Raw genomic sequence first — 23,046 nt, 5'->3', positions numbered from 1 at the left:
GCGGAGGCGGCGACGTGATGAATTGAGCAGAGTTCATATTAGTGTACTGTCGCCCCGGGCCGCCTTGACGCGCCGGGCGGCGGCGTTGCTTGTCACTTGTGCGGCCCGCCACACGGCGCTCCGCACGTCTTGCCCTGCACGCCAAATCGATCTGCTTCTCCGCACACCAATATGAACTCTGCTCTAAATTCTAACGTAGAAGTCAAAAATGAACCCGGCAGCGGTTTGATAAAAATCAACAGATCTCTTTCCCTGAAAAAACGTATGGCGGTTGCAGGATGACACGATAGTCGAAGCGCCTCCCTTGCAATTCGTCGGTTCCGACGATGTTGCTGACCGAGTGCGTCCCTACACTGCAGGAAACGCAGGCGATGGATGATGACGATAGTGATGCCGCCTTGCCACTCCCGCCGAACTGGACATGGCGCTGCTGCTGGGTATCCGCTTTCCGCAATACCTCGGCGGGGCACTCAAGAACGCTGCCTGGCTGGGACTGGGCGAGGTTGTTCGACTCAGCGACAAGTACCACCATCTAGGAAGGCAATACCGGGCAACACCGAACATGCGCGACATGGCCGCCGTAGGCAAGCGCTATTACGCTGAACAGTAGACCACCGAATTACGTACCAAGGAAAACCATGAAACTCGACAACACCATTTCCGCCGTTATTACCGGTGGCGCCTCCGGCCTCGGTGAGGCGACTGCACGCCGTCTTGCCGCTCGCGGCGTCAAGGTCGCGATTTTCGATTTCAATCCGGAGAAGGGCGAAACCCTGGCCGACGAGCTGGGCGGCATCTTCTGCAAGGTGGATGTGACATCGGAAGAACAAGTCGATGCCGCCTTTGCACGTTCACGCTCCGCGATCGGCCAGGAACGCGTGCTGGTGAACTGTGCCGGGACCGGCAATGCGATCAAGACCGCCAGCCGCGATAAAACCACCGGAGAAATCAAGCATTACCCGACCCATGCGTTCGACAAGATCATCCAGATCAATCTGGTCGGCAATTTTCGCTGCATGGCCAAATCGGCTGCGGGCATGCTGTCGCTTGATGTTCTGCCGAATGGTGAACGCGGCGCGATCGTCAATACGGCATCCGTGGCTGCCGAGGACGGACAGATGGGCCAGGCTGCCTATTCCGCATCGAAGGCTGGCATCGTCGGCATGACACTGCCGGTAGCGCGCGATCTGATGAACGAGGGGATTCGCGTTAACACCATCATGCCCGGCATCTTTAACACCTCGCTGCTGCAGTCGTTGCCTGACAATGTGAAGAATGCGCTGGCCGCTTCGGTGCCCTTCCCAAAACGGCTGGGCGAGCCCGATGAATATGCGGCACTGGCCGAATTCATGATCCTGACCGAGTACTTCAACGGCGAAAGCGTGCGCCTCGACGGCGCGATCCGGATGGCGCCACGATAGGACAACTTCATGCAATTCGACACGATCCTCCTTGAGCAGGCCGATGAGTTTGCCGTACTCACGTTCAACCAGCCCGCCAGCCGCAACGGTCTGACGGGACAGCTGCAGTCCGAAGTCCTCGCCGCGCTCGATCATGTCGCCCGGCAGAGCGACGCGCGGGCATTGATCGTGACCGGCGCAGGTCAGGCTTTTTGTTCCGGTGCGGATCTTGGGCGACTCGACGCAGGGGGCGGCGCCTCGCTTGGCAATACGGTAGCAAAGATGATGGAGGAGTCGTCCAATCCGCTGATCATGGCCTTGCAGAGCCTGCCGGTACCGGTGGTTGCCGCGGTCAACGGCGCGGCAGCCGGCGCCGGCGTGGGTATTGCGCTGGCGGCGGATATCGTGATCTGCGCGCGCTCTGCTTTCTTTCTTACGCCCTTCTTGCCCCGCCTGGGTATCGTGCCCGACATGGGGACGACTTATTTTCTGCCGCAACGCGTCGGCCGGGCGCGCGCCATGGGACTGATGCTCTTGGGTGACCGGCTTCCTGCCGATAAGGCGGCGGAATGGGGACTGGTCTGGTCATGCGTGGAGGATGGTGAACTCATGAACGAAGCGCGGCGCATCGCGGCGCGACTGGCCAATGCACCTGCGCACGCAGTGATCGAAGCACGGCACGCGCTGGACAAGGCTGCCATCCACGACCTTCCCGCTCAGCTTGAGTATGAGAAGGAACGGCAGCGCGAGTTGCTCGACTTGCCATCCTTCCAGGAAGGCGTACAAGCCTTCTTTGAAAAGCGGGATCCGGTATTTCGCCGATAACTACGTTCAAAAACTGACTTCAGACCCGCAAGGCTACGCGTGACCGATTCAACCACGACCATGGAAACCGCAGGCACGATCTCCGAATTTAACCCCGAGTGCCTGCGGGCCTATCTCATGGCAAACATAACCAGCCTGCAAGGCGCAATGCGCCTCGAACGCATAGGAGGAGGGCAGTCCAATCCCACTTTTCCACCTGGCGTTTTCCATGTTCAGTTTCACGGTCATCCTTGAAGGCATTGCTTCCCGTGCTGGCTTAATTGCCTTAACCGATAAATTCAGCAATATGCTCAAGTGGAGCGCGCTCGGCCACGAGTGCGTTGGCAGGTACGGACCAATCCGCATGGCCGATTGCCATGCCGGTAAACAATATCCGTTCGGGGGGAATGTTTAAAAAGCTGCCGACCGTTTGCGGATAGATCGCCCAGCATTCCTGCGGACAGCTATGCAAGCCTTCCTCGCGCAGCAGCAGCATCACGTTCTGTAGAAACATGCCGAGGTCAGACCACTGTGGCGGCCCCATGCGGCGGTCGACCGTGCAAAACAGGGCCATGGGCGCGCCGAAGAAAGCGAAATTACGTGCGAACCATTTCTTACGTGCAGCCTTGTCTTCGCGTGGTATGCCAAGGTGACCATACAAGTCCTCGCCCACCTGATAGCGCCGCTCTCTGTAAGGGGACACCAGTTCGCGCGGATAGATGTCGTATTCGGTTTCCTCGCCTTGTGGCGCCTCGGTGATGCGCTGCTGCATGATGTGCTTGAGTTCGGCCAGCGGTTCGCCGCTCACTACATGGATATGCCAGGGCTGCAGGTTTCCGCCGGATGGCGCACGGCTGGCAGTCTCAAGGATCCGGCGCATCGTCTCTCGCGGCACCGGCGTATCGAGGAAGCCGCGGATGGAACGGCGTGTCTGAATCGCTTCACTGACTTTCATGTCGACTCCCATTTCACTGTGCATTGGTACCCGACATCGTAAGCACCGGCAAGCGTCGCATCAATCGTCGTAACCGACGATGTCATGCCTGTCACATCCCCTTAGCATGAATCCATTGCAATCAGTTCAGGATGGGCGTGCTGCGACACGCCGCCCCCGCACCAGAGATTCAGCTTGCTTCCGGTGTGTCGCACATCGGTAACAGGGCGGCCGACTGCGGTGCCCTCGATATTGCACAGCAAGCTCAGAGCCTTGCTGTGCAGACAGGCGTAGTTCGTCGGATTCGACGATGCCTTGTGGCGTAGCGACGGGAATAATGGGACGCAGTGGTCTCAACATGCATTGAATCAGGAGAAACGCGATGGCAGGTCCGCTTGAAGGATTGAAGATCGTGGAAATGGTCGGTCTCGGCCCCGCGCCGTTTTGCGCGATGATGTTTGCCGACATGGGGGCGGAAGTCATCCGCATCGACAGGCCGGGCAATGCGTCCATCGTCGCACCGGAGGATGCCCGCTTCGATATCACGGCCCGTGGCAGGCGCTCGATTACCATCGATCTGAAGAAGCCGGAGGGCCGGCAAACCGTGCTGCGCCTGCTCGGCAACGCCGATGCGGTCGTGGAAGGTTTCCGTCCCGGCGTCATGGAAAGACTCGGGCTTGGCCCGGACACCTGTCTCGAACGCAACCCAAGGCTGGTTTATGGGCGGATGACCGGATGGGGCCAGCATGGTCCGCTCGCGCACGCTGCAGGTCATGACATCAATTACATCGCGCTATCGGGCGCGTTGCATGCCATCGGCCGGCCTGGCGAACCGCCGGTCGTTCCGCTCAACTATATCGGCGACTTTGGCGGCGGCGGCATGCTTCTCGCATTCGGCGTTGTCTGCGCATTGCTTGAGGCGCGCCGCAGCGGCAAGGGCCAGGTGGTCGACGCCGCCATGACCGATGGCGCAGCGCTGCTGTCGGCAATGATGTATGGGTTCCGGGCGGATGGCTCCCTGAACAACCAGCGCGGCGAGAATCTGCTCGACGGCGGTGCGCACTTCTACAACACCTACGCCTGTGCTGACGGCAAGTACATTTCCATCGGTTCCATCGAGCCGCAGTTCTATGCCTTGCTGATCCAGTTGTGCGGCATCGACGATCCTGCCTTCCAGGCACAACGGGACCCGCATGGATGGCCGATTTTGAAATATCGCCTGGCCGATGTCTTCAGGACGAAAACCCGGGAGGAATGGTGCGCGCTGATGGAAGGCACGGACGTATGCTTCGCCCCCGTGCTGGACTGGGACGAGGCGCCGGAGCATCCGCACAACCGCAGCCGCGAGACCTTCATCAGCGTCGACGGGGTCACGCAGCCAGCGCCTGCGCCGCGCTTCAGTCGTACGACGCCGGACAGGCCCTCCGCCCCGACAAGACCGGGAAGCGATGGCGATGCTATCCTTCATGACTGGGGTTTCGAGCGATTGGCGATCGATGAACTCAAGGAAAAAGGCGTGTTCGGTTGACGCCGGATGCTTGATGCTTAGCCTGACCCGACGCAAATCGTCGTTTACGACGACGCAGCAAGGGGCCAACCGGCCAAGAATGCCAATCTGAAAACCCATTTTCTTCATTATTTGAAAAGGACGAAACATGGCTGAAGCATATATCGTTGCCGCCGTACGCACCGCCGGCGGACGCCGCGGAGGAAAGCTTGCCGGCTGGCATCCCGTCGATCTCGCGGCACAAGTGCTCGACGCCCTGGTCGATCGAAGCGGTATCGACCCGGCACTGGTGGAAGATGTCATCATGGGCTGCGTGAGCCAGGTTGGTGAACAATCTACCAACGTGGCGCGCAATGCCGTCCTGGCATCGAAGCTGCCCGAATCCGTACCGGGCACCTCGCTCGACCGCCAGTGTGGTTCGTCCCAGCAGGCGCTGCACTTCGCGGCGCAGGCCGTCATGTCGGGCACGATGGACGTGGTTATTGCAGCCGGCGTGGAAAGCATGACGCGCGTACCGATGTTTACTCCAAGCGCCTTGCCGCAGAAAAACGGCATGGGCTATTACATGAGCCCGCAAATTCGCGCACGCTATGCCGACGTGGCCGATTTCAGCCAGTTCATGGGCGCCGAAATGATGGCCACAAAATATGGCCTGACCAAGGACGAGCTCGACCAGTACGCGCTGAAAAGTCACCAGCAGGCGATCACCGCGACGCGGGAAGGACTGTTCAAGGAAGAAATTCTCCCGCTTGAAGTGCGCCTCGCGGATGGCAGTGCAACCGGCGAGATGCATGTCGCCGATGAAGGCATTCGCTATGACGCCACACTCGACGGGATCCAGGGTGTGAAGCTGTTGAAGGAAGGCGGCGTGATCACCGCGGCCAACGCAAGCCAGATCTGTGACGGCGCGACCGGCGTGATGGTCGTCAGCGAAAAAGCGCTCAAGACCATGGGTGTAAAACCGCTGGCGCGCATTCATCACCTGTCCGTGATCGGTCACGATCCGGTCATCATGCTGGAGGCACCGATTCCTGCGACGATGAACGCGCTGAAGAAAGCCGGCATGAAGATCGACGACATCGACCTGTTCGAGGTCAACGAAGCTTTCGCCTCGGTGCCGCTGGCGTGGCTGAAAGCCACTGGTGCCGACCCCGCCAGACTGAACGTGCAAGGCGGCGCCATCGCACTCGGACATCCGCTCGGCGCCTCCGGTACCAAGCTCATGACCACGCTGGTGCATGCCCTGAAGCGAAGCAACAAGCGTTACGGCTTGCAGACCATGTGCGAAGGCGGCGGCATGGCAAACGTGACCATCGTCGAGCGCCTGTAGGCTGTCGCCCCGACCAGCAATACGTCACTTACATCGCTGCCTATGGCGAGCCGGTGTACCTCAGGCCGGCTGCTACTAAATAAAGATGACAACGGGCGGTCGCCTCCGCGACCTGCCGGCAATGAAAGCAGAGAGACCGAGACACAAGAGACCAAAGGAAGACGCCATGCTAGGACTGATGCAGGACCGGCCGCTGTTGATTTCATCACTCATCGAGCATGCGGCCACGTATCACCCGGAGAGGGAAATCGTCGCACGGACCATGGAAGGCACTATCCATCGGACCAACTATGCGGAGGTCCATCGTCGCGCAAAACGCGTTGCCAATGCACTCAAGACACTGGACATCGATTTCTCGGACCGTGTCGGCACACTTGCCTGGAACACCCACCGTCACCTGGAACTTTACTTCGGCGTGTCGGGATCGGGTGCCGTCCTCCATACGGTCAACCCACGCCTTTTTCCTGAACAGATCGAGTACATCATCAACCATGCGGAAGACAAGGTGTTGTTCTTCGATACCACATTCGCCCCGCTCATTGAAAAACTCGCACCAAAATTACAAAGCGTGCGCCACTTCATTGCGATGACCGATCGTGCGCACATGCCGGCACTGGATATTCCCCATCTGCTTTGCTACGAAGATCTGCTCGCCGCGCAAAGCGAAGAGTATGTATGGCCGGAATTCGACGAGCGTTCCGCCTCGTCGCTGTGCTATACCTCCGGCACCACCGGCAATCCCAAAGGGGTGCTGTACTCGCATCGTTCGACGGTATTGCACTCGCTGATGGAATGTTCGCCGGACACCTTTGGCGTGTGCTCGTCGATGTGCATCCTGCTGGCCGTGCCGATGTTCCATGCCAATGCCTGGGGCATGCCGTATGCCACCGCGATGGTGGGTGCAAAGATGGTCATGCCCGGTCCATACCTCGATGGTCAAAGCCTGTACGAACTGATGCGGGACGAAGGCGTCACCTTCTCGCAAGCAGTGCCGACCGTCTGGCTCATGCTGTTCCAGTATCTCGACCAGCATCCGGAAATCGACATGAAGAAACTCGGCCTGAAGACCATCGGCGTGGGCGGCGCGGCAACCCCGCGCACGATGATCGAACGTTTCGAGCGCGACTTCGGCGCTGACTACGTGCAGGGGTGGGGCATGACTGAAACCAGTCCGATCGGGGTGATCGGACGCCTGCTGCCCAAGCATGCAGGCCTGTCGCAGGAAGAGCAGACCAGCGTGAAGATGAAGGCTGGCCGGGCTGTGTGGGGCGTGGGCCTGAAAATCGTCGGTGACGACGGTAAGGAATTACCACATGACGGTGTTGCCTACGGCCATCTGTATGTGCGCGGCCCCTGGATCGCAGGCGGTTACTTCAAGGATGAGGGCGGCAAGGTGCTCGACCAGGACGGCTGGTTCCCGACAGGCGACATTGCCACCGTCGATGCCGATGGTTATGTACAGTTGGTCGACCGTGCAAAGGACGTGATTAAATCCGGCGGCGAATGGATCTCGTCGATCGACCTTGAAAATACCGCCATCGGTCATCCGGCCGTACAGGAAGCGGCGATTATCGCCGCACCGCACCCGAAGTGGCAGGAGCGCCCGCTGTTGCTTGCCGTCAAACGGCCGGGCAAAGACCTTACGCGCGAAGAACTCTTGCAGTACCTTGGCGAGCGGGTGGCGAAGTGGTGGGTTCCGGATGACGTGGTCTTCGTCAGCGAGTTGCCGCATACGGCCACCGGCAAGCTGCTCAAGACCAAGCTGCGGGAACAATTCCGCGACTACCGGCTGCCTACAGCCTGAATGCCCGGGTTTTCAGCCAGCATGATAGACAGGAAGCACATTGGCCGGATCGTGTCCCGCCATCAGGCGGAGGTCGAGCGCGGTCGCTTGCGGCTCTTTGCCAAAGCGATCGGCGAAACAGACCGTCGCTGGACGGAAGGCGAGCGTTTGCCAGTGCCGCCGACATTTTTATTTTGCCTGGACATGGAACGCCACGACCCCTATGACTGGTATGCCGAGGTCGGTCTTGAACTGCCAAAAGTACTGCATGGGGAGCAGTCATTCACGTATATGACGCCTTGCCATTCCGGCGATGTGCTGAGCTTTGAAACGCGCATTGAGGATATCTACGACAAGAAGGGCGGGGCTCTCGAGTTTCTGGTGAAATCCACGCGAGTGAGCAGCCTGCTCGGGGAGCATGTTGCCGACCTGCGTACCGTCATCGTCCAGCGACATGGATGAAGCGTCTTTTCCTGGCCCTGGTTTCGACGCCATCCATGTTGGCCAGCAATTGCCGCCTCTGGAACTTCCTGCCATTACCCGTACTACCCTGGCGGTCTATGCCGGTGCTTCGGGCGACCACAACCCAAACCATATCGATAGCGATGCTGCGAGGGCTGCCGGGCACGAAGATGTCTTTGCTCACGGCATGCTGGTGATGGCGTACCTGGGGCGCTTGTTGACGAACTGGGTGCCGCAGGAACGGATTAGGAAAATTGACGTACGCTTCATGAGCGTAACCCATGTCCGAGACTGTCTTGTCTGTACCGGCGAAGTCATCGAGAAATGCGACGGCAATATCCTGGTCGTGCACCTGAAGGTGCATGACCAGGATGGGGACGTCAAGGTCGCCGGCAAGGCATGGCTTTCCATGTAATTACAAGCATTGACAAGCGTTGACGTCGGCGGAATTGATAGACACTCGGTCGCGCCCCGTATTCCGTAAAGCAAGCCTTGATGTACCTCAGAAGCCTGGTTCAAATTTCTGCGCGCGAGGACAGAAAGTCCAACACTGCACGATATCCGACGCACGAACGACATCGTGGTATTGCAGCAGGAATGGAGGTAATCATGCGAGTCCTTGTCACCGGTGCAAATGGGCATCTGGGCTTCATGCTGGTCAAAAAACTTGTCGAATCCGGGCACACAGTGCGGGCCAGCGTGCGATCCGCTACCGACATGGACAAGACATCCCGGCTGCGTATGCTGGCCGGCGTCGAGATCGTCGAGGCTCAACTTGCCCGGGCAGACCAGATGCGTGCGGCAATGGCAGGGATCGAGGTGGTGTTCCATGCCGCGGCGGTGTATGCCTACACCAGGCCCGAGCGCAACCAGGAAATGATCGAAGCATCGGTACAAGGCGCGGAAACCGCCGTCCGCTGCGCAGCGGATACCGGCGTGCGCAAACTGATCCTGACGTCCTCCGTCGTCACCCTGCCGCTGACCGCGCCCGGCGCACCGCCGGTAGACGAGACTGCGTGGACCGAGGACCTTTCCGTGCCTTATGTTCGGGCCAAGACCGAGGGTGAGCGTAATGCCTGGCGCGTGGCTCGCGAGCGCGGGGTCAACATGGTGGCCATCTTGCCGGGAGCAATTCTCGGCCCGGGTTTTGCGCGCAATACGCCGTCCATCGACCTGGTGGAAATGATGGCGCTCGGTGGCCTGCGCATGGGCGTTCCGGAGCTTAACTTCCCGTTGGTAGATGTCCGCGATGTGGTGGATGCGCACCTGCGCGCCGCCGAGCAGGATTGCGAAGGGCGCTTCATCGTTTGCAACGACGTGCTGCCTACCTTGCGCGATATGTTGCAGGCACTGCACGAGATCGATCCGGCCATTCCTTTGCCGATGCTGCCGCTGCCCGGTTTCATGGTGCGTTTCCTACCAGCGTTCGACCGGCTTAACCACCTGATGCTGCATTCGCCGCTCACTGTCTCTCCCGAGTTCATGCGCATGAACAAGGGCAAGCGCTGGAATGCCAGCAATCGCCGTATTAAGGAGGTGTTGGGCTGGAGGCAGCAGATCACGATGAAAACCAGCCTCGCCGATACGCTCGCGGTACTGCGCCAGAGAACAACGGCAAAGCACGGTGTTGCTCAGAGTGCCTGAAGCTGCCTAATCCTGCACAATCGGATACGGAATGCCCAACATCCTGGTTCGACGACCCTGGCAAGGATGGGCATGGTACCGGTAGTCATCGTCGCTACAAGGAAATCGTCCTTTTCGACGATGCCGCCAATACCGGCCATTGTTACGCTCTTTCGATCTGAATACCACACGCACGGCAAGAATTTCAAAAGAGAAACGCCGGCACCGAACGACAAGCGACTGGAGGAGAACCATGTCCGCGACCGCCCCGCCTGAACTGGTAACCCGCACCCTGCGCGTTACCGGATGATGATTTCTGCAAAACAGCTTTGTTTGCCCGAACCGTCCGGAGTCGCCTCCGGTCCCAACAACAAGAGGAGATCAACATGAAACTGCAGTCCGGTACACATGGAGTGACGACAAAGCGAACCGCAAAGCGAAGCCTAAAGTTGGGACTGTGGATGGCCGCGACAGGTATCGGCGCAAGCCTTGCCTTGCCGGTCCAGGCGCAGGAAACCTTCAAACTGGGCATCGTGACCTTCTTGTCGGGTCCGGCGGCGGAAAGTTTCGGCGTGCCGGCGGGTAACGCGGCCAAGATCCTCATCGAGCAGTTCAACAAGGGTAGTGCGCCCGCGCCTTACAACAAGAAGGGGTTCGGCGGCCTGACGGTGGAAACCGTGGTGGTCGACGAAGCAGGCGGTGCAACCAAGCAGGTGCAGGAACTGCGCAACCTGTACCAGCGCGAAAATGTCGACGCCGTCATCGGCTATGTCGGGTCGGGCGATTGCCTTGCGGTAGCCCCGGCGGCCGAGGAAATGAAAAAGTTGCTGGTGCTGTTCGACTGCGGCTCGCCCCGCATTTTCGAAGAAGGCAATTACAAATATGTATTCCGCACCGCCGCGCACGGCGCAATGGACAACGTGGCGCTGGCGCGCTACCTGAAGTCGCGCAATGTGAAGGTCGAAACCATGAACCTGATTAATCAGGATTATGCCTGGGGCCAGGACTCGCGCACCGATTTCGTGGCCGCCATGGGTCAGCTCTATCCGAATGCCAAAGCCGCCGGTGATCTGCTGCCTAAATTCGGCGCGGGTCAGTACGGCACCGAGATTTCCGCACTGGCACGCCAGCCGGCGGATATCGTCTACTCCAGCCTGTGGGGCGGCGACCTGCAAGCCTTTGTATTGCAAGCCGCGCCGCGCGGCCTGTTCAAGCGCAGCCAGCTGGTGCTGAGCGCGGGCGACCATGTGCTGCCTTCGCTGGGCGACAAGATGCCGGACGGCACTGTTCTTGGCGCACGTGGCGCTTACGGCATTCTGGCGGCGAAGAGTCCGCTCAACGACTGGTTCTGGAAGACATATCAGGATGTCCACGGACCGGCTGCTGTCGTGCAGGCGAGCTACCGGATGGCGCAGTCGCTGATGGGCGTCAAGCTGGCGGTGGAAAAAGCCATGGCAAAGAACGGCGGCAAGAAGCCGACACCGGAGGAACTTGCGGAAGCGCTGCGCGGCTCGGAGTGGGATTCACCGGGTGGACACATCAAGATGGCGCTGGCCAATGGGCAACAGGCGATCCAGCCTATCGCGATCGGGCGGACCAAATATGACCCGGCGAAAAAGATGGTGGTCGCCACCGACATCCAGCACTTCAAGGCGGAATGCGTGAACCCGCCGGCCAACATGAAGAGCCTGGACTGGATCAAAGCCGGCTTCCCGGGCGCAAAATGCGATCAGTAATACGCCACCTGTTGCGACCGCAAGCGACGAACCCGCCGAGCATTCGGCGGGGCGTCCTCGATGGCCATTCCCAGGAGGAAGCAAAATGGACCTCGTTCTGACCATCGGTGTCGATGCCCTGGTCTACGCGTCGTGGCTGTTCATCGTGTCCCTTGGGCTGACGCTAGTGTTCGGTGTGCTCAAGATCCTCAATATGGCGCACGGCAGCATCTACGCGCTGGGCGCCTACTCGGCGGCCAGTGTCGTTGCGCTGTTTACCACCTGGGGGATGTCTCCGGCCTGGTCGCTGGTGGCCATGCTGCTGGCAGCCGCGGGCGTGGCGGCGGTCGTCGGTCCGCTGTTGGAACGCGGTCTGCTCGCACGCTTTTATGGACGCGACGAGGTGTTGCTGTTGCTGGTGACGTATGCGTTGTTCCTGATGCTGGAGGATGGCACCAAGCTGTTGTGGGGTGTGAATCCTTATTACGTATCGGAGCCGTACAGCCTGTTCGGCAACGTCGAGATCGGTTCGCTTTCCTTCGTCGGTTATGACCTCGCGCTGATCGTGCTTGCCGTGGTGTGCGGCCTGCTGGTCTGGCTGGGGCTGAACCGGACGGTGGCGGGCAAGATCGTGCTTGCCGTCATCCATAACCCGGAGATGAGCGCGAGCATGGGTGTCAACGTGAACTTCGTCTACAGTGCCGCCTTTACCGTCGGTGTGTTTCTTGCGGCGCTCGGCGGCGCGTTCACCGCGCCGATGATCTCGGTACAACCGGGGGTCAGTGTGAGCGTCATTATCGTCAGTTTCGCGGTGGTCATCATCGGTGGACTCGGCAGTATTGAGGGCGCGGCCATTGGTGCCGTGGTGGTCGGTCTGGCGAGGGCGGTTGCGGTGCACGTGATGCCGGATGTCGAATTGTTCAGCGTCTACCTGGTGATGGCTGCGGTCCTGGTGTTCCGTCCCGAAGGCTTGTTCCAGAGCGTGAAAGCGAGGGTGATCTGACATGACGGCCATGAAAACCCTGCTCGTCGCCTTCGGCGTGACGCTTGCCCTGCTCGCGGCAGGGCTTGTCGCGCCAAAGTGGCTGCTATTCCTGGTAACGATGGCAGCTTCACACGGACTCGCCATTCTCGGGGTGGTCGTACTGTCGCGCGGCGGCGGCGCCACCTTCGGCCAGGGCCTGTTCTTTGCGATCGGTGCCTACGTGGCAGCCCTGGTATCGCTGCGCCTTGGCATCAACGACGCCATCCTGCGGGCGCTGCTCGGCGCACTGGCCGGTGCGCTGGTCGCCGGTATGGTGGCACCACTGCTGGCCCGCTACCGTGGCATCTTCTTTGCCATGCTGACGCTGGCCTTATCCATGGTTGCCTACGGCATCCTCAGCAAATGGACTGCGCTCGGCGGGACCGACGGATTCAACCTGCCACGTCCGACGCTGCTGGGCACGCAGCTTGCCACGGAACATGCGGATTACGTACTGTACGCGCTGACGGTCGTGTTTTCGATGATCGCCAGTCTCTGCATTGCGGTGTACTTCCGTTCGTCTTCGGGGCTCATATCGCTTGCGGTGCGCAGTAACGATTTGCGCGTGGAATACCTCGGCGCGTCGTCACGTGCCTCGCTGGCAATCGACTTTACGCTGGCGGGTGCCCTTGGTGGCCTCGGCGGCGCACTGACCGGGCTGGCGCTGGGGCATGTCGATCCGCAATTTGCCTACTGGACGACCTCCGGCGAATTTGTGTTCGCCGCGATCCTTGCGGGTTACCAGAGCGTGGCCGCAGTATTCGTCGCCTCCCTGGTGCTGGAAGTCGTGCGCTCGTTTTCCAATCTTTACTTCCCGACCACGTGGCAGCTGGCGCTGGGCATATTCCTGCTGGTGGTTGTGCTGTTCCGTCCAGCCGGCATCGGTTCGTTCTGGGTACGGCAGCGGCGTGCGCCGCGACCATCCCTGCCGGACGAGCCTGCACCTGCTGTCAAGGTAAAACCCGTCAGTCACCAGGGAGCGGCAACATGACGCCATTGCTTGCGGCAAAGGGTTTGAACAAGCGATTCGGCGCGGTAGTCGCGGCCGAGAACATTGACATCGAAGTCCCGGCCGGACAAAAGATGAGCCTGATCGGCAGCAACGGCGCGGGCAAGACCACATTCGTCAATATGGTGACCGGCTACCTCAAACCGGATACCGGCAGCATCTCGCTCGAAGGCGCCAATATCACCGCGCTCGCGCCACGCCATATTGCCCGTCTCGGTATTTGCCGCTCTTTCCAGATTCCACAGTTGTATCTGGACCTGAGCGTCATCGACAACCTGCTGGTTGCCGTGGCGGCCGCGCATTCGGCGGGGCTCTCGATGTGGAAGCGCGCCGACTCGCCCGACCGTTTCGAACGGGCCGAACAATTGATCCGCCGTTTCGGCCTGGGCCCGTATGCCTATCGCCGGGTCACTGAACTGCCCGGCGGTGTGCGCAAGCTGCTCGATATTGCCATGGCCATGGCGCGGCAACCCAAGTTGCTGCTCCTGGACGAGCCGACGTCGGGTGTCAGCGCGGACGAAAAATTTGACGCGATGGAGCGCGTGATGGAAGCGTTGTCACAGGAAGAAGTCACCGTCATGTTTGTCGAACATGACATGGATATCGTGGCCCGCTTTTCGGAAAGAGTGATTGCCTTCTACAGCGGTCGGATTATTGCCGATGCCGCACCAACGGAGGTATTGAAGAATCCCGAAGTGCAGCGTTACGTCACCGGAGGACACGCATGAGCCAGCATGCCTTGCTTGACGTGCAATCTCTCGAAGTCAGCATTCAGTCGATGGCTGCGCTGCGCGGCTTGTCGATGACTGTGCAGTCCGGCGAAATGATCGGACTGATTGGCCGCAACGGTGCGGGCAAAACGACTTTCATGCGCACGGTCATGGGTCATCTCCAGCCGTCTGGCGGTACGCTGACCTTCGGAGCCAAAGACCTGGTCAAGGCCAGTCGCAGCAGTCGTGCCGCAGACGGTATCGGCTACATGCCGGAAGACCGGGGACTGGTACCGCAATTGACAGTGGAGGAAAACATCCTGCTGCCGGTATGGGTGTCAAAGACGCTCAAGGCAAGGGCACGTCTCGACTTTGTTTATGGACTGATGCCGGAAGTGGCCGAGATGCGCGACCGCAAAGCGCTGTTGCTCAGCGGTGGTCAGCAAAAGCTGGTGGCGCTGGGCCGTGCGCTGGCAGTCGGCACCCGCATGCTGTTGCTCGACGAACCGTTTGAAGGCGTCGCCCCGGCACTGTCCCAGCGGCTGTCGGAGGTGATCTTCGCGCTCAGGGGCAAGGACCTCGCCGTCGTGATTTCGCAATCCGACCTCAATCATTCGCGCAAGTTTTTCGATCGCGAATACGTGATTGAACGCGGAGCCAATGTGGCAAAAGCGCCATGACACTTATTACACCAGGGCCGAGCATCATGCAAGGAGGATGAGGATGTGGGAAATCCAGCAACCGGCAACGCGAATGGAGGCGCACTTTGGCGACCGTGTGGTGCCGTGCTTTGCCGAACGGCCGCATAGCGTCTATACCATGTTTCGACAGGCGGTTGAATCCAATCCCGATGGCGAGGCGGTAATCTGCGGCGAGCGGCGACTGAGCTGGCGCGACCTGCACGCACAGGCCATGGCGGTTGCGGGTGGCCTGGCCCAGCGGGGCGTCGTGAAAGGCGAGCGCATCGCGCTTTTACTTGGTAATGATATCGAGTTTGTTGTGACGACCCTTGCTGCTGCGGCTCTGGGAGCGATCGTCGTGCCGCTCAGTATTCGCGAACAGAAGCCGGGCATTACTTATATCCTGAATCAATGCACAGCGGCGGTCATCGTCTACGATGCCGCCTTGGCCGACCGTCTTCCTGCGGCAGTCGACGTCGCGCATCTGAGGTTGCGGGTCTGTGTCGGTGACGATACCGGCACGAACGCGTTTGGCGCGCTGCTTGCCACGCCGGCGCTGGCAGAGGCCGTCGAGGTTCATGAAGAGGAGGTGGCAGCGATCCTTTATACCTCGGGTACGACCGGTCGCCCCAAGGGCGCAATGCTTACCCATGTCAATATCGTGCATTCGACCATGCATTACGAAAGCACGATGGCACTCACCAGTGCCGACCGTGGCGCGGCGGTGGTGCCGCTATCGCATGTGACCGGCCTGGTCGGCCTGCTCATGGTGATGGTACGCACGGCGGGCACACTACTCGTGGCGCCGGCTTTCAGAGCGGCCGACTTCCTGCCCTTCGCCGAGCGCGAACGCATGAGCTTCACGATCATGGTGCCCGCCATGTACAACCTGTGCCTGTTGCAGGATGATTTTGGACGACGCGATCTTTCCGCGTGGCGTGTCGGTGCCTACGGCGGCGCACCAATGCCAACCGCCACCATCGATGCATTAGCCCGTCAGCTTCCAGGGCTGGTGTTGATGAACGCCTACGGGGCCACTGAAACGACGTCACCTTCGACACTCATGCCGCCCGGCCAGACAGACGGGCATCGCGACAGCGTAGGCCGCACGGTGCAGTGCGGACACATCCTCATTATGGACGATGCCGGGCGTGAAGTGCCGCGCGATGAAACCGGAGAAATCTGGATAGGCGGCCCGATGATAGTGAAGGGTTACTGGGACAATCCTTCAGCAACCGCAGAAAATTTTACTGGCGGCTACTGGCACAGCGGCGACATCGGCAGCATGGACGCAGACGGCTATCTCCATGTCTTCGATCGGCGCAAGGACATGCTTAATCGCGGCGGTTACAAAATCTACAGCGTCGAAGTGGAGAACGTGCTGTGTCAGCATCCTGCCGTTCTGGAAGCGGCGGTGGTCGGAAAGCCTTGCCCCGTGCTCGGCGAGCGCGTGCACGTATTCGTCGCGCTGAAGGAAGGGCAAGGTGTGGCGCAGGACGAGTTGATCGCATTTTGCGCCGAACGCCTTGCCGACTACAAGGTACCGGAAAGCGTCACCCTGCGAACAGAGCCCTTGCCGCGTAATGCCAATGGGAAGCTGCTCAAACGCGACTTGCGGGAGCAATTGCTTGCGGAGCCGAAGGCAACGACGTGAATCCCGTGCCGTTGCAATCCGGGCGGCTAGGCGGTGCCGGCATCGAGGAACGGCAAGGCGCGCGCAATCAATAACTCGGGCGCTTCTTCGGAGATGTAGTGACCACAGGGAAGCGCTTCTCCACTGACGTTTTCGGCAACGTGCCGCCATTCCTGCAAGGGTTCAAAGCAGCGATGAACCACTCCCTGTTCTCCCCACAGAACGAGCAGGGGCATCCGAAGCCTGTGTCCATTGTCGAGGTCGGTCCTGTCGTGCTCAAGATCAATGCCCGCAGAGGCGCGGTAATCCTCGCATAATCCGTGGGCGGCGCCGGGAAGTGCAAGACAGCGCACATACTCCTGCAATGCACGGGGATCGAACGGTGCCAGTCCTGCGCTCCTGCGCCCCATGACATCTCTGATGTAGGCCGCGGGATCAGCTTCAATCAGGCGTTCGGGAAGCGGGGCCGGTTGGATCAGGAAGAACCAGTGCCAGTAGGCACGGGCGAACGCCTCGGTGGTTTTTGTGTACATCGCCAGAGTGGGAGCGATGTCGAGCAGGATCATCCGCTGTACGGCGGCAGGGTGGTCGGCCGCCAGGCGGTGGGCGACGCGTGCGCCCCTGTCGTGTGCCATCACGCTGAATTGCGGAAAGCCAAGCGACTGCATGACACGCAGTACGTCGCCGGCCATCGTCCGCTTGCTGTAATTGACGTGCTTGCCATCACCCACGGGTTTCGAAGAATCTCCGTAGCCTCGGAGATCGCATGCAACGATGGTGAATTGCTTGCATAGGGCAGGTGCGACCCGGTGCCAAATGGCATGGGTCTGCGGGTGGCCGTGCAGAAGCAGAAGCGGAGGGCCGCTGCCGCCGACTACCGCATGTATTTTCACTTCGGGGGAAGTGTCTATGTACACCGAACGAAATCCGGGAAACAGCGGAGTGGTTACCATGATAGCTTCGTAATGAGGGTGAATGAAAGATCAGGCGGTCTGGAGGACGTGGATTTCCTCAAACATGCATCATACAAGCCTCTCCAGGAGACCGCGTTTCCTATTGTCGGTTCATGGTGCGTCCGGTAACCGGTCAATCCTGATTCGAGCGGTAGATGCCAGGTCCTTCAGCCAGGGATTCTCCGCTTGCCACCGGCTTGCGAATGCCTTGATTGATGACAAGTGAAGCAGCGATGCGCCCAGCATGTCGAGGCCATCCATAAACATCCGACGGTGGCGATCACTCAGTGCGAAACGGGCTGTTCCGGTCGCGCTTGAAACTTCGAGATGTTCCACATCGACGCGCACGTGCATCGGCGATGGCGAGGACGCTGCTTCGGCGAAGAGACGTCGCAAATCCTCTTCCGATACGGTCACCAGCATCAGGCCATTGTTCATCGCGTTCGAGTAGAAAATCTCCCCGAAGCTGGACGCGATAACCGCCCGCACCCCGAACTGCTGGAGCCCCCAGACGGCGTGTTCCCGGCTTGAACCGCACCCGAAATTCGCTCCGCCCAGGATAATGGGTGCCTGGGCAAACTCGGGTTGGTTCAGCACAAAATCTTCGCGCGGATGTCCCTGTCCGTCGAAGCGCAAGTCGTACAGCACGCCGCGATCGAGACCTGCCTTGTCAATGCCACGCAGGAACTGCTTGGGCATGATCTGGTCGGTGTCCAGGTTGGCGATAGGCAGCGGAGCCACGATTCCTTCAATAATGGAGCTCTTACTCATGATTTTCCAGCAGCTTTCTGACGTCAGTGATTTTTCCGGTGACCGCCGCTGCGGCCGCCATGGCAGGGCTCATCAGGTGAGTGATAGCGCCTCGACCCTGACGCCCCTCGAAATTCCGGTTGGTGGTGGAGGCGCACCGTGTACCGGGTGCAAGCACATCGTCATTCATGGCAAGGCACATTGAGCACCCTGGCTTACGCCATTCAAATCCTGCCGCGATCAGCTTTGCCGCGATACCCTCCTGCTCTGCCTGATCCCGGACTGCTCCCGATCCGGGAACCACCATGGCACGCACCCCTGGTGCAACCTTGTGATTGCCGATCACCTCGACGACTGCGCGGAGATCCTCAATGCGGCCGTTCGTGCAGGATCCGATAAATACGTGTTGGATGCCGATACCCTCTATCGGCATGCCGCTGGTTAATCCGGTGTACTGCAGTGCCCTGGCATCCGACGCGTCTTCTGCTGCCGGAATGAGACCTGTGACCGACATTGCCTGATCGGGGCTCGTCCCCCAAGTGACAGTCGGGACTAGTTCGGTCGTATTAAAGAAGTGCTCAACGTCGAAGCTGGCATCCGGATCACTGCGAAGAGTACGCCACTGCGCCAGCGCGCGTTCCCGCAGGTCCGCGTCGCCCGCCAGATCCGGGCAATGGGCCAGAACGTACTGTATCGTCGTTTCGTCCGGGGCGATCAGCGCGCCCCGCGCACCTGCCTCCACCGCCATGTTGCAAAGTGTGAAGCGTGCCTCCGCACTAAGGGAAGCAATGGCAGAGCCGCAGAATTCAACGACGTAGCCGCGCGCCCCTTGTGCGCCGATTTGAGCAATGACCATGAGCACCAGGTCCTTTGCCGTTGTCCCGGCCGGAAGCGCCCCGTCGATCCGAATCCGCATGTTCTTCGCCAGGCGGTAGACCAGTGTCTGCGTTGCCAGGAGATGCTCGACCTCGGTGGTGCCAATCCCAAAGCCAAGGGCACCGAGTGCGCCATAGGTTGTCGTGTGGCTGTCTCCGCAGATGACGACCATGCCCGGCCTGATCATGCCGTGCTCCGGCGCGATGACATGCTCGATGCCCTGCCACCGGTCGTTCGTATCGAACAGGGGAATGCCATGCTTGTCGCAGTTGCGCTTAAGGTTGCTGGCCTGGAGCGCGGAGTCTGCGTCATTGATGATGCGGATTTTGTCCGGATGCGTTGGAATGATGTGACTGACCGTGGCGACGTTCTGCCCTGGGTACAAGGTCTTCAATCCGCGCTCGTCCAGGCCGGCGAAGGCCTGGGGACTGGTGTATTCGTTCATCAGGTGCAGGTCGGCATACAGCAGGACATTGTCTTCGTCCAACTCGACGACCGTGTGCGAGTCCACCAGCTTTCTGTAAAGAGTCTTGCTCATTTGGTTCTGTCGGTTGGGATTATTCGGCGCTGATGCCGCGTTCCTTGATTAGCTTGTTCCACGCAGGAAGTTCCTGCGTCAGACGAGCCTGTGCTTGTGCCGGTGTGGAGGGAATCGGATCGAAGCCATCCCTGACCAGCTTGTCCTTCAACTCCGGCGAACTGATTGCCTTGTTGAGTGCGGCGTTGAGCTTGTCGATGATCGGCCTGGGTGTATTCGCCGGTGCAAAAACCATGAACCAGGTTTCGAAGTTGTATCCTGTGGCGCCCGATTCCTGAAGGGTCGGCACGTTCGGCAACAGCGCAGAACGCTTCGGTCCTGTCACACCGATCGCGCGCAGCTTCCCGCTCTGCACGTGGGGAACGGCGGCCGACAATACAGGAAAGCTCATATCCACCATGCCTGCCATCGTGTCAACCAACGCGGGTCCGCCGCCTTTGTATGGCACGTGCACAATGTCGACTTTTGCAACATCTTTGAACAACTCCGCAGCCATATGAAAAGTGCTGCCGGGCCCAGCGGATCCGTAGTTGTACTTGCCGGGATTGGATTTGGCGAGGGACAACAATTCTTTCGTGTCCTTGGCCGAATATTTGGGATTGACGACCAATACGTGCTGCGACGCGGCGACCATGCCGATCGGTGCCAGGTCCTTGAGCGTGTCGTAAGGCATTTTGGCGAACAGCGAAGGATTGATTGCCAGCGAGACGGTCTGGAGACCGATTGTGTAGCCATCAGGTGTGGACTTTGCCACCGCGTCGACACCGATGTTGCCGCCCGCACCAGCCTTGTTTTCAATAAAGATGTTGCCACCAGCAGCTTTTGCCCATTCATCCGATATGCGGCGAGCGACGATGTCTGCGCTTCCGCCGGGGGCATAGGGCACCACCAGCCGTATTGGACGCGACGGGTAGTTATCCGCGTGAACTGCAGTCGATGCGAGGACAGCTGCGGCAAGCAGCGCGATGTTCAGTTTCATGGTCTCTTCCGATTGTTAAAAATGGATTGCGGGTCCGGATTGTTGGCCGGTGTTATCGGTGAGATCATCATATTCAAAAACAGGAGCGTTATAATGCACCATTATTTATTTCATTCAGTCGCACAGGTTAAGAATGGACGGCCTTTCCGATTTGTCGTTTTTCGCACTGGTAGTGAAGCGCGGAACCTTGGCCGCGGCCGCGCAGGAACTGGGGGTGACTCCTCCTGCTGTGAGCAAACGGCTGGCGGCGATCGAAGCACGTTTGCGGGTCAGGCTGCTTAACCGGACTACGCGCCGGATGAGCCTCACTCCGGAGGGAGAGACGTATTTGACAGAAGGCGAACGGCTGGTCGCCGAACTCGACGCACTGGAGCGAAAAATCTCCGGCGGAAGCGTCGTCCCACAAGGCCTGCTGAGAATTAATGCGACCCTCGGCTTCGGCCGGAAGTATGTGACACCTGAGCTTTCTCGCTTCGCACTCCGGTATCCCGAGGTAGAGGTACAGATGCATCTGAGCGACCGGCCAGTGAATCTGGTGGAACAGGCTTTTGATCTGGCAATTCGTTTTGGCGAACAACCGGATGCGCGTATTACCGCGCGCAAGCTGGCAAACAACCGTCGCTTCCTGTGTGCGTCCCCTGCCTATATCTCCGCACGAGGGGTGCCGAACTCACCGCGCGACTTGCACAGTCACAGTTGCATCGTCTTGCGAGAAAGCGATGAGATCTACGGGAGCTGGCATTTTCGTTCGGGGACAAGGCAGGATACCGTCAAGGTAAGAGGTCCACTCAGCACGAACGACGGAGAAGCGGCGCTTGCCTGGGCACTCGACGGACATGGCATCGTTCTTCGGTCCGAATGGGATGCGGCCCCCTACTTGCGATCCGGGCGGCTGCGTCTGCTACTGACGGACTGGGCTGCGCCGCCTGCTGACATCTACATTCTTTTCCCTGCCAAGAGCCATTTGCAGGCGAAGACCCGGGCAATGGTCGATTTCATGCTCGATGCGTTCGCGGACAAACGAAGAACGGACCGACTCAATAGCAACGACCTCGAACTGCTTTGGTGAGAGATGGCAAGTCCTGTCATTGCCATACCTAACGGCAAGCGCACTTTGGGTACCAGCTTTTAACAGAAACCCTGATTCACCCGGCAACCGTTTCGCCTGTCCGGGCGCGGCGCGTGTTCGCAATGGCTTTTGCACGGGCTTTCTTCATCCAGAGCCATGCGCCCGAGAACGACAGCAATGCGAGGCTAAGGCCCACAAGCACCTGTAGCCATTGCGTGACGGTACCGCCGTACACTCCCGTATGAAGCGGAAACAGCCAGCTCTGAATTTTCACCGCCCGGTTCGCTTCCAGGGCGTTATCGACCCGAAGTACGCTCCCGTCATATCGGCTGAACCAGACAAAGGATCGGCCGAATTGATGCATTTCGCCGTTGAGTCGCATGCGAACCCCAACCGCACTACTATCTTTTACGGGCAATGTTAGCCTAGTGATTTTCCCGTCCGGGAACATCGACTGGGCTTCCCGCAGCATGCGATCGATCGATGCCTGCTCAACCGATGTCGAGGGAGCTTTGGGCGCAGGCTGCCGAGTCCCGCTACCAGTCGTCGCAATGAGGAGAGGCTCGGTGATCAGGTCATAAAGCGCAAGTGCGGACCCTGTCAGAGCAGTCAGCAAAATCAACACCGCTGCGACGGCGCCGCTAACCCGATGCGCGTCGAACCAAACCCGAAACGCTCCTGCGCGCCATTTGATTGAAAAGGCCTGTTTCCACTTTCCGCCTTTGGGCCACCAGAGAAAGATGCCAACCAGCGTGAGCAGTATTGCGCTAAGGCCGACCCAGCCTTGAATCTGCTTGCCAGTCTTGCCGGCCAGGAGGTGTACATGGAAATCAATCAGCAGTCCGGTGACCGAATCGTTGGGATGCCGGACACCGAGGATTTGGCCGGAATAGGGATCCGCGTGGGCTCGCAAGCCACTCGGTTGAAACACAACCTGCGCTGACTCCGCAGGGGCCAAGGGCATATAGACAAAGGCGGGAGTCTCCGCAGGCAAGACCGCTTTCGCATTCCGAAGGAGCGCATCGACTTGCAGCGCGGCATTGAGAGGACGAGAGATTGTCAGTAACTCCGGGTTGAGATAGGAGTCGATTGCTTTGCTAAAGACAATTGCACTGCCGCTCAGTCCGCTGCCTATCAGGAAAAGCCCCACGGCAAGGCCGAGATAGCGATGGAGAAATACAAGGATCTTTCGCATAGTCGCAGGCACGAGACAAGGGAAACGCACCAAAATGGTTAAAAATTGCCGCTCAGGATAGCAAGTATAGTA

At 59.6% G+C, this 23,046-nt stretch carries 22 protein-coding genes; 16 read left to right on the top strand and 6 right to left on the bottom strand.

The window, feature by feature from the left end; translation table 11 throughout:
• The first annotated feature begins 421 nt into the window (after nucleotides 1-421).
• Genes ASE07_RS16110 through ASE07_RS16100 form a run of 3 tightly spaced genes read left to right on the top strand, consistent with a single transcriptional unit; the run spans nucleotide 422 to nucleotide 2,225 of the window.
• The gene (locus ASE07_RS16110) at nucleotides 422-610 is read left to right on the top strand and encodes a hypothetical protein (RefSeq protein ID WP_057291851.1); all 189 of its coding nucleotides are present in this window, start codon (nucleotides 422-424) and stop codon (nucleotides 608-610) included.
• Between the two features lie 28 nt (nucleotides 611-638).
• On the top strand, nucleotides 639-1,421 hold the full coding sequence (locus tag ASE07_RS16105) for an SDR family NAD(P)-dependent oxidoreductase (RefSeq protein ID WP_057291850.1): 783 nt from the start codon (nucleotides 639-641) through the stop codon (nucleotides 1,419-1,421).
• Between the two features lie 9 nt (nucleotides 1,422-1,430).
• Complete coding sequence (locus ASE07_RS16100) at nucleotides 1,431-2,225, top strand: enoyl-CoA hydratase-related protein (protein ID WP_057291849.1); 795 nt, start codon at nucleotides 1,431-1,433, stop codon at nucleotides 2,223-2,225.
• A gap of 265 nt (nucleotides 2,226-2,490) precedes the next feature.
• On the opposite strand, the gene ASE07_RS16095 is transcribed toward ASE07_RS16100, so the two are convergent.
• Complete coding sequence (locus ASE07_RS16095; protein ID WP_057291862.1) at nucleotides 2,491-3,159, bottom strand: nitroreductase; 669 nt, start codon at nucleotides 3,157-3,159, stop codon at nucleotides 2,491-2,493.
• 361 nt (nucleotides 3,160-3,520) lie between these two features.
• Between ASE07_RS16095 and ASE07_RS16090 the strand changes: the two genes are divergently transcribed.
• The 12 genes from ASE07_RS16090 to ASE07_RS16035 all read left to right on the top strand — a co-directional run bounded on the left by ASE07_RS16090 (nucleotide 3,521) and on the right by ASE07_RS16035 (nucleotide 16,635).
• Nucleotides 3,521-4,666 carry a CaiB/BaiF CoA transferase family protein gene (locus ASE07_RS16090; RefSeq protein ID WP_057291848.1) on the top strand — a complete coding sequence of 382 codons (1,146 nt, stop codon included), beginning with the start codon at nucleotides 3,521-3,523 and terminating at the stop codon, nucleotides 4,664-4,666.
• 127 nt (nucleotides 4,667-4,793) lie between these two features.
• The gene (locus tag ASE07_RS16085) at nucleotides 4,794-5,975 is read left to right on the top strand and encodes an acetyl-CoA C-acetyltransferase (RefSeq protein ID WP_057291847.1); all 1,182 of its coding nucleotides are present in this window, start codon (nucleotides 4,794-4,796) and stop codon (nucleotides 5,973-5,975) included.
• Between the two features lie 166 nt (nucleotides 5,976-6,141).
• Nucleotides 6,142-7,779, top strand: a complete 1,638-nt coding sequence (locus ASE07_RS16080; protein WP_057291846.1) for a 3-(methylthio)propionyl-CoA ligase — start codon at nucleotides 6,142-6,144, stop codon at nucleotides 7,777-7,779.
• 21 nt (nucleotides 7,780-7,800) lie between these two features.
• The gene (locus ASE07_RS16075) at nucleotides 7,801-8,220 is read left to right on the top strand and encodes a MaoC family dehydratase N-terminal domain-containing protein (RefSeq protein WP_057291861.1); all 420 of its coding nucleotides are present in this window, start codon (nucleotides 7,801-7,803) and stop codon (nucleotides 8,218-8,220) included.
• On the top strand, nucleotides 8,177-8,635 hold the full coding sequence (locus ASE07_RS16070) for a MaoC/PaaZ C-terminal domain-containing protein (protein ID WP_235548492.1): 459 nt from the start codon (nucleotides 8,177-8,179) through the stop codon (nucleotides 8,633-8,635). Before ASE07_RS16075 ends, ASE07_RS16070 begins: the two co-directional genes overlap by 44 nt.
• Nucleotides 8,636-8,829: 194 nt before the next feature.
• Nucleotides 8,830-9,864, top strand: coding sequence for an NAD-dependent epimerase/dehydratase family protein (locus ASE07_RS16065; RefSeq protein WP_162256894.1), 1,035 nt, complete (start codon nucleotides 8,830-8,832; stop codon nucleotides 9,862-9,864).
• Between the two features lie 365 nt (nucleotides 9,865-10,229).
• Complete coding sequence (locus ASE07_RS16060) at nucleotides 10,230-11,579, top strand: ABC transporter substrate-binding protein (RefSeq protein ID WP_235548491.1); 1,350 nt, start codon at nucleotides 10,230-10,232, stop codon at nucleotides 11,577-11,579.
• Nucleotides 11,580-11,664: 85 nt separating this feature from the next.
• Nucleotides 11,665-12,561, top strand: coding sequence for a branched-chain amino acid ABC transporter permease (locus tag ASE07_RS16055; RefSeq protein WP_057291843.1), 897 nt, complete (start codon nucleotides 11,665-11,667; stop codon nucleotides 12,559-12,561).
• Between the two features lies 1 nt (nucleotide 12,562).
• Nucleotides 12,563-13,573: a branched-chain amino acid ABC transporter permease gene (locus ASE07_RS16050; RefSeq protein ID WP_057291842.1), complete on the top strand. Its 1,011-nt coding sequence runs from the start codon at nucleotides 12,563-12,565 to the stop codon at nucleotides 13,571-13,573.
• Entirely contained in the window at nucleotides 13,570-14,319 is a 750-nt protein-coding gene (locus ASE07_RS16045; RefSeq protein WP_057291841.1) for an ABC transporter ATP-binding protein, read from the top strand. The genes ASE07_RS16050 and ASE07_RS16045 overlap by 4 nt, the downstream gene beginning before the upstream one ends.
• The gene (locus tag ASE07_RS16040) at nucleotides 14,316-14,981 is read left to right on the top strand and encodes an ATP-binding cassette domain-containing protein (RefSeq protein WP_057291840.1); all 666 of its coding nucleotides are present in this window, start codon (nucleotides 14,316-14,318) and stop codon (nucleotides 14,979-14,981) included. Before ASE07_RS16045 ends, ASE07_RS16040 begins: the two co-directional genes overlap by 4 nt.
• A 43-nt stretch (nucleotides 14,982-15,024) precedes the next feature.
• The gene (locus tag ASE07_RS16035) at nucleotides 15,025-16,635 is read left to right on the top strand and encodes a class I adenylate-forming enzyme family protein (RefSeq protein WP_235548490.1); all 1,611 of its coding nucleotides are present in this window, start codon (nucleotides 15,025-15,027) and stop codon (nucleotides 16,633-16,635) included.
• A 26-nt stretch (nucleotides 16,636-16,661) separates the two neighbouring features.
• Here ASE07_RS16035 and ASE07_RS16030 read toward each other — a convergent pair whose 3' ends face one another.
• The 4 genes from ASE07_RS16030 to ASE07_RS16015 all read right to left on the bottom strand — a co-directional run bounded on the left by ASE07_RS16030 (nucleotide 16,662) and on the right by ASE07_RS16015 (nucleotide 20,710).
• Entirely contained in the window at nucleotides 16,662-17,567 is a 906-nt protein-coding gene (locus tag ASE07_RS16030) for an alpha/beta fold hydrolase (RefSeq protein WP_057291838.1), read from the bottom strand.
• A gap of 111 nt (nucleotides 17,568-17,678) precedes the next feature.
• On the bottom strand, nucleotides 17,679-18,338 hold the full coding sequence (gene leuD, locus ASE07_RS16025) for a 3-isopropylmalate dehydratase small subunit (RefSeq protein ID WP_057291837.1): 660 nt from the start codon (nucleotides 18,336-18,338) through the stop codon (nucleotides 17,679-17,681).
• Nucleotides 18,331-19,731: a 3-isopropylmalate dehydratase large subunit gene (leuC, locus tag ASE07_RS16020; RefSeq protein ID WP_057291836.1), complete on the bottom strand. Its 1,401-nt coding sequence runs from the start codon at nucleotides 19,729-19,731 to the stop codon at nucleotides 18,331-18,333. The genes leuD and leuC overlap by 8 nt, the downstream gene beginning before the upstream one ends.
• A 19-nt stretch (nucleotides 19,732-19,750) precedes the next feature.
• On the bottom strand, nucleotides 19,751-20,710 hold the full coding sequence (locus ASE07_RS16015) for a tripartite tricarboxylate transporter substrate binding protein (RefSeq protein ID WP_057291835.1): 960 nt from the start codon (nucleotides 20,708-20,710) through the stop codon (nucleotides 19,751-19,753).
• 133 nt (nucleotides 20,711-20,843) lie between these two features.
• Between ASE07_RS16015 and ASE07_RS16010 the strand changes: the two genes are divergently transcribed.
• Nucleotides 20,844-21,779 carry a LysR family transcriptional regulator gene (locus ASE07_RS16010; protein ID WP_057291834.1) on the top strand — a complete coding sequence of 312 codons (936 nt, stop codon included), beginning with the start codon at nucleotides 20,844-20,846 and terminating at the stop codon, nucleotides 21,777-21,779.
• 76 nt (nucleotides 21,780-21,855) lie between these two features.
• Here the strand turns inward: ASE07_RS16010 and ASE07_RS16005 are convergent, their stop codons facing one another.
• On the bottom strand, nucleotides 21,856-22,974 hold the full coding sequence (locus tag ASE07_RS16005) for a PepSY-associated TM helix domain-containing protein (protein WP_057291833.1): 1,119 nt from the start codon (nucleotides 22,972-22,974) through the stop codon (nucleotides 21,856-21,858).
• Nucleotides 22,975-23,046: the final 72 nt, after the last annotated feature.

This window comes from Noviherbaspirillum sp. Root189, assembly GCF_001428545.1.
GTDB lineage: Bacteria > Pseudomonadota > Gammaproteobacteria > Burkholderiales > Burkholderiaceae_D > Noviherbaspirillum.
The sequence above is the reverse complement of the archived record's forward strand: the minus strand, read 5'-3'. Positions and strand labels throughout refer to the sequence as shown.

Coding starts and splice junctions, on each gene's coding strand:
- ASE07_RS16110 (WP_057291851.1), top strand. CDS start 422: ATGGCGCTGCTGCTGGGTATCCGCTTTCCGCAATACCTCGGCGGGGCA.
- ASE07_RS16105 (WP_057291850.1), top strand. CDS start 639: ATGAAACTCGACAACACCATTTCCGCCGTTATTACCGGTGGCGCCTCC.
- ASE07_RS16100 (WP_057291849.1), top strand. CDS start 1,431: ATGCAATTCGACACGATCCTCCTTGAGCAGGCCGATGAGTTTGCCGTA.
- ASE07_RS16095 (WP_057291862.1), bottom strand. CDS start 3,159: ATGAAAGTCAGTGAAGCGATTCAGACACGCCGTTCCATCCGCGGCTTC.
- ASE07_RS16090 (WP_057291848.1), top strand. CDS start 3,521: ATGGCAGGTCCGCTTGAAGGATTGAAGATCGTGGAAATGGTCGGTCTC.
- ASE07_RS16085 (WP_057291847.1), top strand. CDS start 4,794: ATGGCTGAAGCATATATCGTTGCCGCCGTACGCACCGCCGGCGGACGC.
- ASE07_RS16080 (WP_057291846.1), top strand. CDS start 6,142: ATGCTAGGACTGATGCAGGACCGGCCGCTGTTGATTTCATCACTCATC.
- ASE07_RS16075 (WP_057291861.1), top strand. CDS start 7,801: ATGATAGACAGGAAGCACATTGGCCGGATCGTGTCCCGCCATCAGGCG.
- ASE07_RS16070 (WP_235548492.1), top strand. CDS start 8,177: ATGTTGCCGACCTGCGTACCGTCATCGTCCAGCGACATGGATGAAGCG.
- ASE07_RS16065 (WP_162256894.1), top strand. CDS start 8,830: ATGCGAGTCCTTGTCACCGGTGCAAATGGGCATCTGGGCTTCATGCTG.
- ASE07_RS16060 (WP_235548491.1), top strand. CDS start 10,230: ATGAAACTGCAGTCCGGTACACATGGAGTGACGACAAAGCGAACCGCA.
- ASE07_RS16055 (WP_057291843.1), top strand. CDS start 11,665: ATGGACCTCGTTCTGACCATCGGTGTCGATGCCCTGGTCTACGCGTCG.
- ASE07_RS16050 (WP_057291842.1), top strand. CDS start 12,563: ATGACGGCCATGAAAACCCTGCTCGTCGCCTTCGGCGTGACGCTTGCC.
- ASE07_RS16045 (WP_057291841.1), top strand. CDS start 13,570: ATGACGCCATTGCTTGCGGCAAAGGGTTTGAACAAGCGATTCGGCGCG.
- ASE07_RS16040 (WP_057291840.1), top strand. CDS start 14,316: ATGAGCCAGCATGCCTTGCTTGACGTGCAATCTCTCGAAGTCAGCATT.
- ASE07_RS16035 (WP_235548490.1), top strand. CDS start 15,025: ATGTGGGAAATCCAGCAACCGGCAACGCGAATGGAGGCGCACTTTGGC.
- ASE07_RS16030 (WP_057291838.1), bottom strand. CDS start 17,567: ATGGTAACCACTCCGCTGTTTCCCGGATTTCGTTCGGTGTACATAGAC.
- leuD (WP_057291837.1), bottom strand. CDS start 18,338: ATGAGTAAGAGCTCCATTATTGAAGGAATCGTGGCTCCGCTGCCTATC.
- leuC (WP_057291836.1), bottom strand. CDS start 19,731: ATGAGCAAGACTCTTTACAGAAAGCTGGTGGACTCGCACACGGTCGTC.
- ASE07_RS16015 (WP_057291835.1), bottom strand. CDS start 20,710: ATGAAACTGAACATCGCGCTGCTTGCCGCAGCTGTCCTCGCATCGACT.
- ASE07_RS16010 (WP_057291834.1), top strand. CDS start 20,844: ATGGACGGCCTTTCCGATTTGTCGTTTTTCGCACTGGTAGTGAAGCGC.
- ASE07_RS16005 (WP_057291833.1), bottom strand. CDS start 22,974: ATGCGAAAGATCCTTGTATTTCTCCATCGCTATCTCGGCCTTGCCGTG.